Annotated in this window: 16 protein-coding genes; 3 read left to right on the top strand and 13 right to left on the bottom strand. The window is 62.9% G+C overall.

Features of this window, described 5'->3' with window-relative positions:
• Positions 1-36 precede the first annotated feature (36 nt).
• Together KHO23_RS07575 and KHO23_RS07570 are read right to left on the bottom strand one after the other, a co-directional pair.
• A complete protein-coding gene (locus tag KHO23_RS07575) occupies positions 37-870 on the bottom strand; it encodes an IclR family transcriptional regulator (RefSeq protein ID WP_211610782.1) in 834 nt (277 codons plus the stop codon).
• Between the two features lie 163 nt (positions 871-1033).
• Positions 1034-2290: an MFS transporter gene (locus KHO23_RS07570; RefSeq protein WP_211610401.1), complete on the bottom strand. Its 1257-nt coding sequence runs from the start codon at positions 2288-2290 to the stop codon at positions 1034-1036.
• Between the two features lie 238 nt (positions 2291-2528).
• Between KHO23_RS07570 and KHO23_RS07565 the strand changes: the two genes are divergently transcribed.
• On the top strand, positions 2529-2891 hold the full coding sequence (locus tag KHO23_RS07565) for a BON domain-containing protein (protein ID WP_211610400.1): 363 nt from the start codon (positions 2529-2531) through the stop codon (positions 2889-2891).
• Positions 2892-3182: 291 nt separating this feature from the next.
• Here the strand turns inward: KHO23_RS07565 and KHO23_RS07560 are convergent, their stop codons facing one another.
• The 6 genes from KHO23_RS07560 to KHO23_RS07535 all read right to left on the bottom strand — a co-directional run bounded on the left by KHO23_RS07560 (position 3183) and on the right by KHO23_RS07535 (position 8079).
• Positions 3183-4331, bottom strand: a complete 1149-nt coding sequence (locus KHO23_RS07560; protein ID WP_211610399.1) for a DUF1501 domain-containing protein — start codon at positions 4329-4331, stop codon at positions 3183-3185.
• Between the two features lie 5 nt (positions 4332-4336).
• Positions 4337-5884 (bottom strand): DUF1800 domain-containing protein, encoded by a 1548-nt coding sequence (locus KHO23_RS07555; protein WP_211610398.1) that lies wholly within the window; start codon positions 5882-5884, stop codon positions 4337-4339.
• A 74-nt stretch (positions 5885-5958) separates the two neighbouring features.
• Complete coding sequence (locus KHO23_RS07550; protein ID WP_211610397.1) at positions 5959-6492, bottom strand: periplasmic heavy metal sensor; 534 nt, start codon at positions 6490-6492, stop codon at positions 5959-5961.
• On the bottom strand, positions 6489-6908 hold the full coding sequence (locus KHO23_RS07545; protein WP_211610396.1) for a hypothetical protein: 420 nt from the start codon (positions 6906-6908) through the stop codon (positions 6489-6491). The genes KHO23_RS07550 and KHO23_RS07545 overlap by 4 nt, the downstream gene beginning before the upstream one ends.
• Complete coding sequence (locus KHO23_RS07540) at positions 6905-7507, bottom strand: RNA polymerase sigma factor (protein ID WP_211610781.1); 603 nt, start codon at positions 7505-7507, stop codon at positions 6905-6907. Before KHO23_RS07540 ends, KHO23_RS07545 begins: the two co-directional genes overlap by 4 nt.
• A gap of 251 nt (positions 7508-7758) precedes the next feature.
• Complete coding sequence (locus KHO23_RS07535; RefSeq protein WP_211610395.1) at positions 7759-8079, bottom strand: YXWGXW repeat-containing protein; 321 nt, start codon at positions 8077-8079, stop codon at positions 7759-7761.
• A gap of 368 nt (positions 8080-8447) precedes the next feature.
• On the opposite strand from KHO23_RS07535, the gene KHO23_RS07530 reads away from it, so the two are divergent.
• Both KHO23_RS07530 and KHO23_RS07525 read left to right on the top strand, forming a co-directional pair.
• Positions 8448-9137: an HAD family hydrolase gene (locus tag KHO23_RS07530; RefSeq protein WP_211610394.1), complete on the top strand. Its 690-nt coding sequence runs from the start codon at positions 8448-8450 to the stop codon at positions 9135-9137.
• A gap of 207 nt (positions 9138-9344) precedes the next feature.
• Entirely contained in the window at positions 9345-9593 is a 249-nt protein-coding gene (locus tag KHO23_RS07525) for a hypothetical protein (protein WP_211610393.1), read from the top strand.
• 87 nt (positions 9594-9680) lie between these two features.
• Here the strand turns inward: KHO23_RS07525 and KHO23_RS07520 are convergent, their stop codons facing one another.
• The 5 genes from KHO23_RS07520 to KHO23_RS07500 all read right to left on the bottom strand — a co-directional run bounded on the left by KHO23_RS07520 (position 9681) and on the right by KHO23_RS07500 (position 15281).
• Entirely contained in the window at positions 9681-9851 is a 171-nt protein-coding gene (locus KHO23_RS07520; protein WP_211610392.1) for a hypothetical protein, read from the bottom strand.
• Between the two features lie 108 nt (positions 9852-9959).
• The gene (gene cysS / locus KHO23_RS07515) at positions 9960-11354 is read right to left on the bottom strand and encodes a cysteine--tRNA ligase (RefSeq protein ID WP_211610391.1); all 1395 of its coding nucleotides are present in this window, start codon (positions 11352-11354) and stop codon (positions 9960-9962) included.
• Positions 11355-11744: 390 nt separating this feature from the next.
• Entirely contained in the window at positions 11745-13172 is a 1428-nt protein-coding gene (locus tag KHO23_RS07510; protein ID WP_211610390.1) for a mannose-1-phosphate guanylyltransferase/mannose-6-phosphate isomerase, read from the bottom strand.
• Between the two features lie 60 nt (positions 13173-13232).
• Positions 13233-13916 (bottom strand): GNAT family N-acetyltransferase, encoded by a 684-nt coding sequence (locus KHO23_RS07505; protein ID WP_211610389.1) that lies wholly within the window; start codon positions 13914-13916, stop codon positions 13233-13235.
• A gap of 27 nt (positions 13917-13943) precedes the next feature.
• A complete protein-coding gene (locus tag KHO23_RS07500; protein ID WP_211610388.1) occupies positions 13944-15281 on the bottom strand; it encodes an aminotransferase class I/II-fold pyridoxal phosphate-dependent enzyme in 1338 nt (445 codons plus the stop codon).
• Positions 15282-15287 lie beyond the last annotated feature (6 nt).

Here is a 15287-nt window from a genome sequence, read left to right as displayed (position 1 = left end):
GCGCAGCGCCCCAGCGTTCTGAACGCTGTCGCTCAATCAATGCGACAGCGCGCTTTCCAACTGGGTCACCACGTCGATCAGGCGCGGCCGCACTTCTTCGAGCAGGAATTCTTTCGAGAGCTTGAATGAGGGGCCGCCGACATTGATCGCCATGACCGGCAGCTCGCCGCCCGGCTGGAAAGCGCGCGCGATGCCGTTAACGTCTTTCTGCCACTCCCCGAACGAAGTCGCGACGCCGAGCGTGCGGTAATCTTCGAGCGCGTTCTCAATGCCGCGGCGGGTTTTCGGCCACGACACGTGATCGAGTTCACGCACCTGCTCCATGAAACTGAGGCGATCGTGTTCTGGGATCGCCGCGAGCCATGCGCGCCCAATCGCCGACGTAGCAACCGGAATACGCGAGCCGACTTCCAGCGTCACCGCGAGCGCAACCGAGCCCCGGCAATTTTCCACGTAGATCATCGAGAGCCGGTCGCGTGTACCCAACGACACCGTTGCGCCGGAGATGTCGGCCAATTCCTGCATCACCGGCCGGGCGATCTTGCGTACGTCGAGCCGCGCCAGCATCGCACTGCCTAGCGCGAGCGAAGCCGTGCCAAGCCGGTATTTGCCGCTCTCTTTCAAATGAATCAGATAGCCGAGCAGCGTGAGCGTATGAGTCAGGCGCGATACGGTCGATTTCGGCAGCTTGCAACGCAGCGCGAGTTCCTGGTTGCTCAGCGCTTTGTCGCCCGAGCGAAAACACGCCAGCACCTCGAGCCCGCGCGCGAGCGCGGTGACGAAATGCCGGTCGTCCTTGTGCGCCTCGTGGGCCGTCCGGCTCGCGAGGACCGGATTTGCCCTCGCGGATGCAACGGGTGTTTGCGCAATATCTCCGCTGCCCGTGCCGTCGGCCGGATTATCGATCGGGCTGTGATTGGTTTTGCTCAAAATGAAATGCGCTCCTGCGAAACGGCACCATCCGAATGACAAACCGTGGCCCGGATCAAGGGTGATCCGGGCTGCGGAATTATAGACACATGCAAACAGTCGCTCAGGCTTCTTCTTTCGGCGCCACCACCGGGCTGAAAAAATAGACGGCCGCGCCGATTGCAAGCGGCACGACGGTCACGGCGAACAGCGCCGAGTAGATTCCCACGTTCGATCGATGCGCCTGTTTTGCGGCGCCCGCGATCCAGCCGAAACAACTGCTGGTCAGCGCCACGCCGAGAAAAACCAGGCTGTTGAGCAGCCCCAGGCCGAGTCCAAGCCGGCGCGGCGTGATGATGGCGCGTGCTTGCGACATCACGAGCGGGTGGATCGAGCCGACCGAGAACAACACGCATATCAGCGCGACACTGACCACCCAGTTGCCGTCCGGGCTGAGCGCGAGCACGAGTGCCGCCAGCACGCCGGCGATCAGCCACAGCAGCGAAATCAGCTTGGGCGCGCAGAACCGCACGGCTACGGGAATACAGAACGATGCGGCGATGCCGATCACACTGGTGACGGTCATTGCATTACCGCGCGCAATGACGTCGAATCCGTAGACGTCGGCAAGATACGGGCCGCCCCACGAGGTACGAAACGTGCTGCCGACCGAGAGCGCGAGACAGGCCGGCATCAAGGTCCAGAAACCGGTGCGCCGTTTCGCGGCGCCTGCCGCGTGTTGCGGCGCAGCGAGGCTGCGTTCATGCGCGGCGGCATCACGCCGGCGCACAAGGCATACGACACCAAGCGTCGCGCATAGCATGGCAAGCGCAGCGGTGACCATGACCGGACGCCAGCCGAAGCTGGCCGTGGCCCGGCTCAACGGCAACGCGGCCAGCAAGGCACCCGCCATGCCGATCGCACTTGCCGTCGTGACGGCGCGCACATTGTGCGTGCCGTGGCCGGTACGCAATACGTAATTGAGCAGCCCCATGAAGATGGGCGCGCAACCCAGTCCGATGCCGGCTTGCGCGGCGAGCGCAACGGTTGCGCTCGTGGTCATCGACAGAATGCCGGCGCACGCGGCGCCGATGCCCATCAGAAGCGCGGTGGGTCCGCGCACGCCATAGCGGTCGAACATGATGCCGACGGGCAGTTGCGCGATGGCGAACACGAGAAAGAACGAGCCCGCGAACCAGCCGAACATTTGCGGCGAGAAATGGAAATCGCCGATCAGCTGGGTGGAGATCACCGCGATATAACTGCGGAAAAACTGGCTGAGCACGTAGCTGAACGTCAGGGCCCACAAGCCGTAATCGATTGACGATGCAGCGGCATCCGTGCCTGGTTCGAGTAGTTCTTGTTGTACGCCATCAGACATCTGCGCTGGACCTTTAAAGATCGAAGCCGCCATGATAGGCGAATCGTGAGCCAGGCGGTCTGGTCAGTTTTTTCGACACTCTCGCGTTTGCTGGAGTATTGTTTAAGCGCGCTGGGAGCGTCACAACGTCACTCTTCTATAAGACAGGGGGCTCCATGCAGGCGCAAATGTGCTTACAGGCGCGTGGTTTTTTGCATGCAACGATGCGAAATCAACTTTTTCGAGGAATGGAGAAAACGTGAAAACAGTCAATCTATTGAAGACGCTCGGCATCGCATTGTGTTTGGCGACGGTGTCCAGTGCCTACGCCCAGTCGAGCGACGCGATGGCATCAGGCACCATGGCGGCGCCGAATTCGAAAGCGATGAAGAGCACGGACCGCAAGTTGGGTCTGGCCGTGCGCAAGGCGTTGGGGAAAGCGCAGGGTTTTGATGTGTCGAACGTGTTCGTCCGGGCCCGTAGCGGCGCAGTGACGTTGACTGGAACGGTGCCCGATGGCGCGCAGATCCCGCAAGCGGAACAAGTGGCCAAGGGCGTTGCAGGCGTGACATCAGTGAACAACAAGCTGACGCTCGGCACGCAAGGCGGCGGTGGGGGTTGATCGCGGCTCGCGATTGATTCGCGATTGATTCGCGCTTGATTCGCGATTGATTCGCGCTTGATTCGCGATTGATTCGCGATTGATTCGCGATTGATCAATGAAGACGGGTTGCGATGGGCGGCGCCGCAAGAGCCAATTTGCGGCGCTGCCTTTCGTTCTGCTTTTCGTTCTGCTTTTCGTTCTGATACGTCCTGACGCTGTCCTGCCATCGTCCTGGTATTTGAAACGGTCTACCTGGCGCGATTGCACGCTAGCTGATGTTCCTTTGCTCTCCCTGGTGATTTTTTTGGGTTATGCGCGCACGAGGCCTGTCATCGGCCGCATGCCGGCGGTCTGGCCGAATAGCGTGGCGGCCGTACGCTGCGGATCGAGTCCGAGGCTTTCGCTCGCGGCACCGGCGATCAAAGCATCGAGCGACTGGGTCGGCTTGAGATCGCGCGCTTCGTAAAGGTCGCCCGGTTTCAGGCCGGGCCAATCGGCAAGCACGCGCCCGCCCGCCACCGATCCGCCCAGCACCATCGCCACCGAACCGGTGCCGTGATCGGTGCCCCCCGTGCCATTGGCGGCGGCGGTTCTGCCGAACTCGGTTGCCACCACCACGGTGGTCTTGTTCCACAACGGCCCCATGCCGTCGCGCAACGCCGCGAGCATTGTGTCGAGCGATTTCAACTGATTGGCGAGGCGTGCGTTCTGCGCCGTATGCGTGTCCCAGCCACCGGTTTCGATCATCGCGATACGTGGACCGTCGTCGCGCGACAGAAATCCGGCGGCAAGCTTGCCGAGGCTCGCCGGGTCCTGGCGCGCACCGGCGTCGCCCGCGAGACCGCGCGCGGTCATGGCCGATTCCCAGAGCGGGCGCAATTGCGCGTCCTGGTCGTACAGTTGCGAGACCCGCATGAGCAGATCGTCAGGCGCCTGCGGCAACCCAGAGGGCGCGTACGACGTCACCGCGGCCTTGCCGCGCAGCGCCATCGGCACGGTCGGCGCGAAGGCGATCGCGTTCTCGCGCGTGGCGGGCATTGAGGCGACGAGCCGATTCAACCAGCCGTCCTTCATCTGATACGGTGACGTGCCGCCGGTCTCCAGCACGTTCTGCCCGTCGAAATGCGAACGGTCGCGATACGGCGACGCCACCGCGTGCACGAACAGCGCCTGATGATTCGCATACATCGCGGCGGTCTGCGCGAGCGAAGGATGCAGCGCGAAGGTGCCGTCGAGCCGGGTCGCACTGGAGACGTCGATCGCCAGCGCGCCGCGCAGTGTCGCGTACGCGGGCTCGGCATACGGCACGACGATGTTCAGACCGTCGGCCGCGCCGCGCTGGATTACGAACACGAAACGGCGATCGGTTGCGACGCTTGCAAAAGCGATCCGCGGCGACACGAGAATCGCGCCCGCGCCTGCAGCGGCAACACTTAGAAACTTGCGGCGTGAAAGCATGGCATTCATCTCCGTTGAAAATCCGGCGAGACCAGCAGCAGCGCGATCGCCGTCGATGCGCTGTCGGCTCGCGCCACAGCCGTGGCAGTCGGCGCGCTGAGCGAGCCGGCCAGCAGGGTCTGCCCGAGCGAACGCGCATCGAGCCGGTCGCCGACGCGCGATGCGAAGCGCTGCGCCACTTCGACCCGGCGCACCAGCGCGTCGGGCGCCGCCCAACTTGCGGCAATGTCGTCGTAACCGGCGGGCGAACCTGGGCGCCATACCGGCTGGCCGAGTTGCGTCAGAATGGGAGCGGCCTGCAAATTGCCCAGGTCCTGCCAGCCCAGCCCGCGCATCGAGGAAAGGGTCCATTCCCACGGCGTCTTGAACTTCACGGCGGCCGGCGACCACGCCTGCGGCATGTCGATCAGCGTTCGGTACACGGTTGGCAGATCGCCGCCGCTGCGCTCGAACGCGCTCGCCAGCCGCTCGCTCACTTCAGGCGGCGGATTGTCCGCGACGAAGTGACGGGCGAGCTTGCCGCCGATGTGCTGCGCCGTCGCGGGCGCGCTCGCGAGATCGTGCAGAATCGCCAGCGCCTGCGCTTCTCCCGGTTGGTCATAGCGGCGGCCCATAATGGTTCTCGAGTCCGGCTCGTGCAGCGCGACGCGAAACACGAAAGTGCCTGGGGCCGCGTTCGGCTGCATGCCTGGGCGGCCCGGATTGCCGGCATTGCCAGGGTTGCCAGGGTTGCCGGCGAGACTCCAGCCGGTCAGCGCACGGGCGAATTCGGTGACGTCATCCTGGGTATAACCGCTGCGCACGCCGAGCGTGTGCAGCTCCATGATTTCGCGCGCCAGATTCTCATTCAGACCGCGTTTGACGCCCGGATTGCGTTCCGCGGCGCGCATGGCCGCCACGCTGTCCGGTCCGACCGAGCGCGTCTGATCGAGAAACAACTGCATGGCCGGATGACGTTCGACCGCGACCAGCATGTCTTCGAAACGGCCGAGCACGTGCGGGCGGATCGCTTCCGCTTCGAACGCGCCGGCCAGTGCCGCGACGGCGGGCTTTTCCGTGGACACCGCGAAATGGTTCGCCCAGAAATGAACCAGCCGTTCGACGAAAGGTGTCTGCGTAGTCAGCGCGCTTGCAACACGCGCGTTCACCGAGGAACGATACATGTCGAGAATTTCGCCGCGCAGTGCTTTTCGTTCGGCTTGCTTAGTAGTTTGAGCGGCGGTGTCCGATGCACCTTGCGCGGTGTTTTGCCCGGTGTTTTGCGTGCTGGTTTGCGCATTCGCCTGATTGGCCGCGCCTTCGCTGACACCCTGCTGATTCTGCTGATTCTGCCGGTTCAGCTGGTTGATCTGCATGCGCTGCTGCGCCAGTTCGGTGGACAGCGCCACCGAATCAGGCTGGCTCGCCCATGCGGCAGGCCGCGGCTGATACTGCTCGAACTGCGCAAGCAGCCATCCCTTGGGGTCGGCAGGCGGCGTGTCGTCGGCACGCGCGCCGAGACCGAAGCGATTCAGCGCAATCGCCGCGGCATTCATGTTCGGTGATGTAGCCATACCGTCCTCTTCGGCGTTGGATATTTCTTTAAACGGCCGTCACGATGCAATCCGTCGCGCCCGCCCAGAAATATTTATTCGCCCGACGCTGCACTCGTCGCGTCACTTGCGGCCGGCTGCGGTGGCTTTTTCGCGTTGGCGGATGGCTGCGGTTCTCGCCACTGGCCGCGCAGCTTCAGGCTGTCGGCGAATTCGACGCGCTCCTCGGGCGACAGCGTTGCCGCAAAATCCGCCACACTGCCCTCCACTTGCGCGCGCAGGCTGCTGTCGGCTGCACGCGTGCGGGCCAGCGCTGCGTCCAGCGCCGCGCGATCGAATTGCGGCGCGGCGAGCAGGCGCAACACTTCGTGACGCCCTTCGCGTCCCTCGCGGGCAAACTGCCGGCCTTCACGGCGCGCATTCTTCAGACCGTCGACAAAGGCCTTCTGACGCTCAGGCGGCAGCGTTTCGGCGGCGAAGCGTAGCGCCGTTCGCTGCTGCCCCAGCATCGGGATCATCGCGCCATGCGCCGCGAACCATTGATAAGCACCACCGCAAATCGCGCCCAGCAGAAACACGTTGAGCACCAGCGAAGCCACCAGCACGATTTTCCATGACCGGCCGTTCATTCGCCGCTCCAATCGGCGGATGAACCACCGAAACTCGAAGTTGAATAGGAGAACTCGTGCGCTGGCGGAACCGTCCCCGTCAAAACGAAGAACGACACCGCAAAAGCGCCGGCCGCGCCGCCCAGCAATCCGACGCCAGCCACCGCCGCGCCCGACCACCACCAGCGCCGGCGCGGCACGATCGGCTGCCGTACGGGTGCGCTGCCGATAATGCGCTGCTTGAGCGCCGCGCCCGGCGGATCGACCTTGTCGGCCGCCAGCCACGCATCGATACCGGCCGCGTCCGCCAGCACGGCAGCGGCCTCGGCACGATGGGCCGCGGCCCAGGCCTCTGCCGCTGCGCGTTCCTGTTGCGGCCAGCGGCGCGGATCGGCGCCGTAGGCTTCGACGATCTGATGGAATCTTTCGGGCGTCATGACTTGTCCTTGCTAAGGCCGCTGCCGGCCAGTTGGGCGCGCAGATTGCGGCGCGCACGTGCCAGCAGACTTTCCAACGCATCGACCGTGATGCCCATCAGGGCGGCAGCGTCGATGTTCGACATCTCCTGGTAGTAATTGAGCACCAGTGCCTCGCGCTGCCGTGCCGGTAACGCGGCGAGCGCCTCGCGAACACGTTCGTCCTGGGCGCGCGCTTCGAGGGTGGCGTCAGGCAATGCGGCCGGGTCGATCTCGTCGGGCATCTCGTCGTGCGGGACCTCGCGACGGCCGCGCAAGCGGTCATAGCAAAGATTGAGCGCGACGCGATGCACCCACGTATCGACCTTCGCCTCACCTTCCCGCCAGCGCGAAGCCTGTTTCCAGATTCGCACGAAGACCTCCTGCGCCACGTCTTCGGCTTCCATCCGATCTCCCAGCATGCGCGTGGCGAGCGCGAGCAGACGCGGCAACTTGCGCGCGACAAGCGAGCGGACGGCGGCCGGGTCCTGCCGGGCAACCCCCGCCAACAGCTCCGCATCGGGATCGCGTTCGCTCAAGGCATGCGGCTCCACAGCGCGCGCGGCACGCGCAGCGCGGATCGACTGGTTGTGCGCGCACCGATTCGAAGGGCGCGCACCGGACGGATTGCAGCATGCATACCAATCAATATACGACGACCGCCGGCCGATAGTAGGCCGGCCGCGCCGGGTAGACGACACAGCCGGCGAGTGTAGCCGCAAGCAGAATGATCACGAGCGTTTTCATAAGAACCTGTCCGGTTGGGTTGCAAAGTTGCAATGCGCGCCGAAGCGCGCCCACGCGCGCCACGGCGCGCCACGGCGCGCAACGTTCAGGCCCAATGCCCTTCAACCCAGCGCCAGTTCGGACCGCGCTGCACCCAATGTCCCGGCACCCAGCGATACCCGACGCGAACCGGCTGCCAGTGGCCGGGCACCCACACGTAACGGCCATGGTCCCACCGCCAGCGGCCCTGATCCCAGACATAGCCGGCACGCGGCGCCGGCATCACTTCGACGCGCGCCGGTGGCGGCGCCATGGGCGCCACGATCACGGCTTGTGCGAAGGCAGGCGCGGCGGTCAGCGCAGCGGCGCACGTGATCGCGGCAGCGAGCACGGAAGTCAGAAAGCGGACCGGTTTGGTCGATGTCATGCTGGTTTCTCCCCTAAGAGCCGAAGCCAGAAGCGGCTCCGTTTCTCCTTTAACGCAACAGCCTGAAAAATCCGTCGCTTTTATTTGTATTGAAAGAAACGCGCTGAAGCATGCGAGTCGTGACAGACAGAGCGGCCTCCACGCCGCGGCCCAACGAAAGCAAAACGATAGCAAACGTTATTGAAATGAATGGAAATGGATAGACGGCGCAATGTTCGCCCCTCGAATCCTAACCAGCTGATGTTTCAATGCGCATAGAACTTCTGCGATGACGCTCGCAGCGGGCGGCCACCAGGCCTTCGCGCGGCGTCGCGCGAGCCGGTGAGGTATCCTTGCCGGTTCCGCGACCTCTATCCGTTCCCTGCCCGATGGCCGATTTCCCTTTCGACGCCGTACTCTTCGACTGCGACGGCGTGCTCGTCGACTCCGAACCCATCACCAACCGCGTGCTGACCGAGATGCTCGGCGAGTTGGGCTGGCGCTTGAGCGTCGAAGAGACGATGCGCATTTTTGTCGGCAAGGCCGTCAAGGATGAAGCGGCACTCATTGAAGCGCGGACCGGCTTCGCAATCACGACTGAGTGGCTTATGCAGTTTCGTGCGCGCCGTAACGAGGCGCTCGATCAGGATATGGTGGCGATTGACGGCGCCGCGTCGGCGGTGCGCACGCTCTACGCGGCACTCGACGGACGCATTGCCGTTGCGTCGGGCGCAGATCGCCTCAAGGTGGAATTGCAACTGGCGAAGGCCGGCATTCTCGACTGCTTCGAAGGGCGCATTTTCAGCGGCCACGAAACACCGCGCAGCAAGCCCTATCCCGATGTCTACCTCGCCGCGTCCGCGGGGCTCGGCGTGAATCCGCAACGTTGTGCGGTCGTTGAAGATACCGTCACGGGCGCGACTGCAGGCGTGGCCGCCGGCGCTACGGTGTTCGGCTATTGTCCGGAAGAATTGGGCCACAGCAGCGCAACGGCCTTGCATGGCGCGGGCGCGGTGCATGTCTTTCGGGACATGGCCGAACTGCCCGCCCTCCTTGCCGGATGGCGGGCGGCGCGCTAGCCGCGGTGGTTCGTCACGCACGCTGTTGGTAGCGCACCGACACCGTGGCGTCGCGAGTCTGTCTATCCCGATCACCTTGCGCTCGCAAGATCCGTGGATGTGGACGGCACGCCGCTTTGCGGTGGATGGCATGGTGTGTGCGATTGGAATGAATGAGCGCGGCGATGTCCGGGCTCGCTGCCAATCCAACCTTGCCGGAGATCCATCATGAAAAATCTCATTCTCAAGGATTTGCCCCGCGCCGATGAACTCGACCAGTCAGCGTCGCAATCCGTTCGCGGCGGCGTCGCCTACCTCACGCGGGAACCACCTCCTTGCCCCGGAGAAATGATGCCGCCTATCGTCATTCGACGCGGCTGGTATCAATGCCCGCCAATTCATTGGGGTTGCGGGCCTGTCTTTTTGCCGTACGGCAAGCCGCTTTCGCACGCCGAACCTGGAGTGGTGCCGCTCTAAGGCGGGCGAGAAACCGCATGAAAATAGACGGGCCAGTACGGCGGTTCGTCTATCTTCAATGCGGTTTTTCTACGCGCCGATCGACGTTCAATCGTATCGATGCTCCTTGAGCCCCGCAAGGCTGCTGAGATCCACCGCTTCGCCGTTGATCGAGTTCAGCGAGATATCCGGCAAGCGGGATCCTTCCAGATGTCTGGCGGCGCCATCGTCAATGGGTACCGGCAGGGCCGACCAGTCGATCACAATCGTGTCCGTCATGTACTGCTCCTTCGGTGAGTAGCGTGTTGGACTACTTACTGCTCGCGTTATCCGGCGATCGCAGTGGAAATCGTCGAATGTGTCTTCCACCGTCATGCCCTAACAGCGTTATTGCGTTTTATCGAGCCGACGCAGTGCCTGACCACTCGAGCTGTCCTCAACATGCCAGCCTTCGGCTCTTAACTGGTCACGCAGACGGTCGGCCTCGTTCCAGTCTTTCGCCGCACGCGCCCTTTCACGCTCATCGGCAAGAAGCGCGATATCCACGGGAATCGCGGGAATCGCGGACACGTCCTTCTTCCAGTCGGCAAGCCGAAAACCGAGCACGGCGTCAAAGCGGTCAACCGTCGCCCGCCGCGTCGCCGCCGGAAGATCGCTTCTCACCACGTCCCACAGCACAGCGAGCGCACGCGGCAGATTCAGATCCTGATCGACCTCAACCTTGAAACGAGCGACGCTATGCGTATCGGGCATGCCTCCTTCCGGCCATTGCACATAGACTCTGCGCAAACGGTCCAACGCGGATTGCGCGGCGTCCAGTGCGTCCAGATTGAAGCGCAAGCTGCTCCGGTAATGGGCGCTCAGGCATAAGTAACGATATGCAAGCGGATCGACGCCGCGCCCGGTCAACGTCCGCAGGCGCACGAAGTCGCCGCCCGACTTCGACATCTTGCCGGTGTCCAGCGTGAGGAAATGGCCGTGCATCCAGAAGTTCGCGAGGCGGGTTCCATGGCGTGCCTGAGTCTGCGCGATTTCATTGCTGTGATGCACCGCGATGTGATCTTCCCCGCCGCAATGAATGTCGAACCACGGGCCCAGGTATTTCGCCGACATTGCCGAGCATTCGATATGCCAACCGGGAAAGCCTCTTCCCCATGGGCTATCCCACTCCATTTGCCGCAGGGTATCCGGTGGACTGAATTTCCACAGCGCGAAATCCGTCGCGTGCCGCTTCTCTCCCAGTGCAACGCGTTTTCCGGCCTGCAGGCCCGCTACATCGAGACGTGCCAGAAAGCCATATTCGTCCTGTTTGCTCGTGTCGAAGTAGATGCCGTCGATTGTGCGGTACGTGTAGCCCTTGCGTTCGAGTTCGGCAATGAAGTCGATCTGTTCGGCAATGTGGTCGGTTGCGCGGCACCACACGGTGGGCTCCAGCAGGTTCAGCGCGCGCCAGTCGTTCATGAACGCCGCTGTATAGCGTTCTGCGATTGCCCACGCCGATTCGCCCGTACGCCGGCTGCCCTTCTCCATTTTGTCTTCGCCTTCGTCCGCATCGGAGACCAGGTGGCCGACGTCAGTAATATTGACGACGTGCCGCACGGTGTAGCCGTTCAACGCCAGCACGCGTCGCAGCACGTCTTCGAACACGTAGGTTCGAAGATTGCCGATATGCGCGTGGTCGTACACGGTAGGGCCGCAGCAATACAGGCCCACATGGTCCGCCTGAATCGGCGTGAAAGCGCGCAAGGTGCGCGACCAGGTGTCGTACAGGGCAACCGGCATGTGAACTCCTGTGGTATTGAGCGCGGCAGTGAGCGTAAAAGAGACCGTAAAGCCCACGCCAGATACGAAAACGGACAGACCAAAACAAAAAGGCCACCGGTCTTGTAACGGGTGGCCTCAGGGATACGGACAGGTACAGATCGACTCGCTAGACGCAAGCTCCCCTTGGCAGGCTGCAACAGCATGCGTGCAAAGAATGCGGACGGGAGAAGATAGATGCAATCATGGAAACGATGCTAACGCGTGTTTCGAGGCGGGTCAATCCCGAGCACGACGGTGACTCCGCATACCGGGCCGCACGGAACTCACGCGTGGGTGTGCTGGCGAAGGCCGATCGTCACACGGCAACGAGGTCGCCACCGTGTGCACTGCGAGCAAACGCGATTGCTGTTAAGCCTTCGCGACACGCCCATAGGTGTCTTCGAAACGGACGATATCGTCCTCGCCGAGATAGGCGCCAGACTGCACCTCGATCAACTCGAGCGGAATCTTGCCCGGATTCAGCAAACGGTGCGTAACCCCGAGCGGAATGTACGTCGATTGATTTTCAGTGAGGATGACTTCTTTATCGCCGTTGGTGACGAGTGCGGTGCCCTTGACGACGATCCAATGCTCCGCACGATGATGATGCATCTGCAGGCTCAGTTGCGCGCCGGGGCTGACGACGATCCGCTTGACCTGGAACCGGTCGCCGCTATCAATGCCTTCGTACGATCCCCACGGCCGCACCACGCGACGGTGTGTGACCGACTCGTGACGTCCCATGGTATTCAACTGCGCAACGATCTTCTTGACGTCTTGTGCCTGGTCGCGATGCGCCACGAGCACCGCATCAGCCGTCTCCACGATCACGACGTTATCCAGCCCGATTGCGGCCACCAACCGGTGTTCAGCGCGGATGTACGAATTGGTCACCGCATCGGTTAGCACGTCGCCGATCAAGGCATTGTCCTGCGCATCGCGCTCCGCAATGTCAGCAAGCGCGGTCCACGAACCGATGTCGTTCCAGCCGAGATCCGCTACCGCGACCACGGCGGCGCGCTTCGTTTTTTCCATCACGGCATGGTCGACCGAGATGTTGGAACAGGCCGAGAAGCTTTGTGCTTCGAGACGGACGAAATCACGGTCGCGTTGCGCCCCCTCCAGCGAAAGCTCCGCCTGCTTCGCGATTTCTGGCTCGTAGCGGCGCAGTTCCTCCATGTAGGTGGAGGCTTTCAGCATGAACATGCCGCTATTCCAGTAGTAGCGCCCATCAGCGAGAAAACGCTGTGCCGTTTCCGTATCCGGCTTTTCGACGAAGGAATCGACCACAAAGCTCTCCGCACCTTCGAGCGTCGAGCCCGCACGGATGTAGCCGTAGCCGGTGTGCGGCTCGGTTGGCGTAATGCCGAAAGTGACCAGATAGCCGTCTCTGGCAATCTGCGCGGCAGTTTCGGCCGCTTTGACGAAAGCCGCTTCGCCGGCAATCACATGATCGGACGGCAGAACGAGCAACAACGAGTCCGGGCTTTCGCGCAAAGCCAGCAACGCCGCTACCGCGATAGCCGGCGCCGTGTTGCGGCTGGCCGGCTCGAGCACGATTGCCGATGAAACGACATCGACCTGGCGCAACTGCTCGGCAACCAGAAAGCGCTGTTCATTGTTTGTGACGACGATCGGCGATGCGATGTCGGCGATGCCTCGCAGACGCAATGCGGTTTGCTGAACCAGCGTGTTTTCGCCCGTCAGCTTGAGATACTGCTTCGGATATCCGCCACGCGACATTGGCCACAACCGCGTGCCGCTCCCGCCGCAAAGAATCACTGGATGAATATGCATGGTCTTATTTCCTCTCTACGTACTTTTTTAGATTTGCGCAACCTGCCCCTCGAATTCCGATCAGGCTCGACGCATCAGTTGCATCCGCACCGACTCAAGTTCGCGCGGCAAGCGGCGCGAAATCGGCGCTCGGCGCGGCAACTCGACAAAGCCCAGGCGTTCATACAAATCGTACGCACGCCGATTGCTCACCAGGACGTCCAGAACGACCTGCCGATCGGGTTCATGGTGCGTCGGACCCGCGCGCAACGCATGGGTCAGCAGCGCGCTGAACACACCGGTACCCCTCAGCGGTTCAACGGTCGCACAATGCGCAATCAGCGTCTGCGACGACTTAGGCGCGGGCAACTCACTCTCCAGCACCAGCCCGCGCAACAACATTCCAACGGTGCAGCGCACGCCAAAAAACACGAACAGCATCAGCGCGACATGAGGATCGTCAAACCAGATGTTCCGGCCGTCATGCACGGCAAGCACGGCCACCACCTTATCGTGACCCGTCACAGCGACGCGGTGCCGCTGATAGGAGAAGCGGCCGTGCTTCGACGTGAACGCGAATTTCAGAAACGCGATGCACCGGTCGTCGGTTTCACCGAGGAAGAACCCGAACTCACGCACGCCCGAGGCGAAGATCAACGGCGCACACGCCTCGGCGTCTTCGGCTCGCGCAGGACGGAACTGCAGCGCGCCGGATTCGCGGCCCTGAGATGGTGCGCGAGCGCGCTCTGATTGAACGGCGTACATGGCGAGTGATCCTCTGAGTGTTCCTCGTTAACGAGGCAGGCGTTTGAGCGCCGCAATGGTTCGGCTAATCTGTTCCGGCTCATGCGTCGAACAGATGAAAAACCGCAAACGCGCCGCCTTCTCTTCGACAGCAGGATAGAAAATCGGCTGCACGTTGATGCCTTCCGCAAACATCGCGTTGGCCCACTGCGCCGCCTTCAAGGTGCTGCCGGTAATGATCGGTACGACCGCATAACCCGCGCTTTTGCCGGTGTCGAGACCGGCGGCTCGCGCTTCATCCAGAAACTGTTTGCCACGCGCGCGCAGCAGCGCCACCCGCCCCGGTTCCGCAATCAGCCGTTCGAGCGCCGCGAGCGACGCCGCCGCCAGTGCAGGCGCGAGGCCAACGCTATACAGAAAGCCAGGCGCGAGATGCCGCAGGATATCGATCAGCGCCTGCGAGCCGGCGATAAACCCGCCGCATCCCGCCAATGTTTTGCTGAGCGTGCCCATCCAGATATCGACATCGCCACTCGCCACGCCGCAATGCTCGCGAACGCCCTTGCCCTGCTCGCCCAGCACGCCGAGCGAGTGTGCCTCGTCGACCATCAGGAACGCGGCATGCCGGCGTTTGATGTCGACGAACTGCGCCAGATCGGGGATGTCCCCGTCCATGCTGTACAGGCCTTCGATCGCAATCAGCACGCGCCGGTAATCGTGCCGCACGCGCGCGAGCAGCGCGTCGAGCGCCTGCCAGTCGTTGTGCGGAAAACTCAACCGTTTCGCGCCGCTCAATTGCGCACCTTGCACGATGCTGTTGTGCGCGAGCGAATCGTGCACAATCAGATCGCCGGGGCCGAACAGCGAGCCGATCACCGTCACGTTGGTTGCATGCCCGCTCACGAACACAACGCAATCGTCCACCTCGTACAACGCGGCGAGCGCCGCTTCGAGGTCGCGCTGCACGGGCCGTTCGCCCGCCACCATCCGGCTCGCCGACGCCGACGTGCCATAACGGTCGATCGCCTCTTTCGCGCGCGCGGACACGAGCGGATCGCCGGCAAGGCCGAGGTAGTTATAGTTCGCGTAGTTCAGATACTGCGCGCCGCCGATCTGGGTGGTCGCCCCCGCAATGCCTTCGTGCACGCGGAAAAACGGCGACTGGACCTGCAGCTTCTCGCCCATCTGCCGCAATATTTCGACCTGCTGATAACCCGGCATGGTCTCGAAGCTGCACAGCGCGGCGCGCGACGCGTCCTGCGCCGCGCGCGTGCCGCCAGTAGGCAATGGCGCGCCCGGCGTCTGCGCCTCTTCGGAGACGCGTTCCAGTTGCCGCATCAACGCCTTCGCGGCGAGTTGCTGGCGGATGTGATCACCCAATCCCATGCTGTT

The organism is Paraburkholderia haematera (assembly GCF_905220975.1).
GTDB classification, from domain to species: domain Bacteria; phylum Pseudomonadota; class Gammaproteobacteria; order Burkholderiales; family Burkholderiaceae; genus Paraburkholderia; species Paraburkholderia haematera.
Note: the sequence above shows the minus strand (reverse complement) of the source record. Positions and strands in the feature narration are given on the sequence as shown.

Bases quoted from the DNA above. Each gene is read 5' to 3' on its own strand.
- KHO23_RS07570 (WP_211610401.1), bottom strand. From the start codon at position 2,290: ATGTCTGATGGCGTACAACAAGAACTACTCGAACCAGGCACGGATGCC.
- KHO23_RS07560 (WP_211610399.1), bottom strand. From the start codon at position 4,331: ATGCTTTCACGCCGCAAGTTTCTAAGTGTTGCCGCTGCAGGCGCGGGC.
- KHO23_RS07555 (WP_211610398.1), bottom strand. From the start codon at position 5,884: ATGGCTACATCACCGAACATGAATGCCGCGGCGATTGCGCTGAATCGC.
- KHO23_RS07550 (WP_211610397.1), bottom strand. From the start codon at position 6,492: ATGAACGGCCGGTCATGGAAAATCGTGCTGGTGGCTTCGCTGGTGCTC.
- KHO23_RS07545 (WP_211610396.1), bottom strand. From the start codon at position 6,908: ATGACGCCCGAAAGATTCCATCAGATCGTCGAAGCCTACGGCGCCGAT.
- KHO23_RS07535 (WP_211610395.1), bottom strand. From the start codon at position 8,079: ATGACATCGACCAAACCGGTCCGCTTTCTGACTTCCGTGCTCGCTGCC.
- KHO23_RS07530 (WP_211610394.1), top strand. From the start codon at position 8,448: ATGGCCGATTTCCCTTTCGACGCCGTACTCTTCGACTGCGACGGCGTG.
- KHO23_RS07525 (WP_211610393.1), top strand. From the start codon at position 9,345: ATGAAAAATCTCATTCTCAAGGATTTGCCCCGCGCCGATGAACTCGAC.
- KHO23_RS07520 (WP_211610392.1), bottom strand. From the start codon at position 9,851: ATGACGGACACGATTGTGATCGACTGGTCGGCCCTGCCGGTACCCATT.
- cysS (WP_211610391.1), bottom strand. From the start codon at position 11,354: ATGCCGGTTGCCCTGTACGACACCTGGTCGCGCACCTTGCGCGCTTTC.
- KHO23_RS07510 (WP_211610390.1), bottom strand. From the start codon at position 13,172: ATGCATATTCATCCAGTGATTCTTTGCGGCGGGAGCGGCACGCGGTTG.
- KHO23_RS07505 (WP_211610389.1), bottom strand. From the start codon at position 13,916: ATGTACGCCGTTCAATCAGAGCGCGCTCGCGCACCATCTCAGGGCCGC.
- KHO23_RS07500 (WP_211610388.1), bottom strand. From the start codon at position 15,281: ATGGGATTGGGTGATCACATCCGCCAGCAACTCGCCGCGAAGGCGTTG.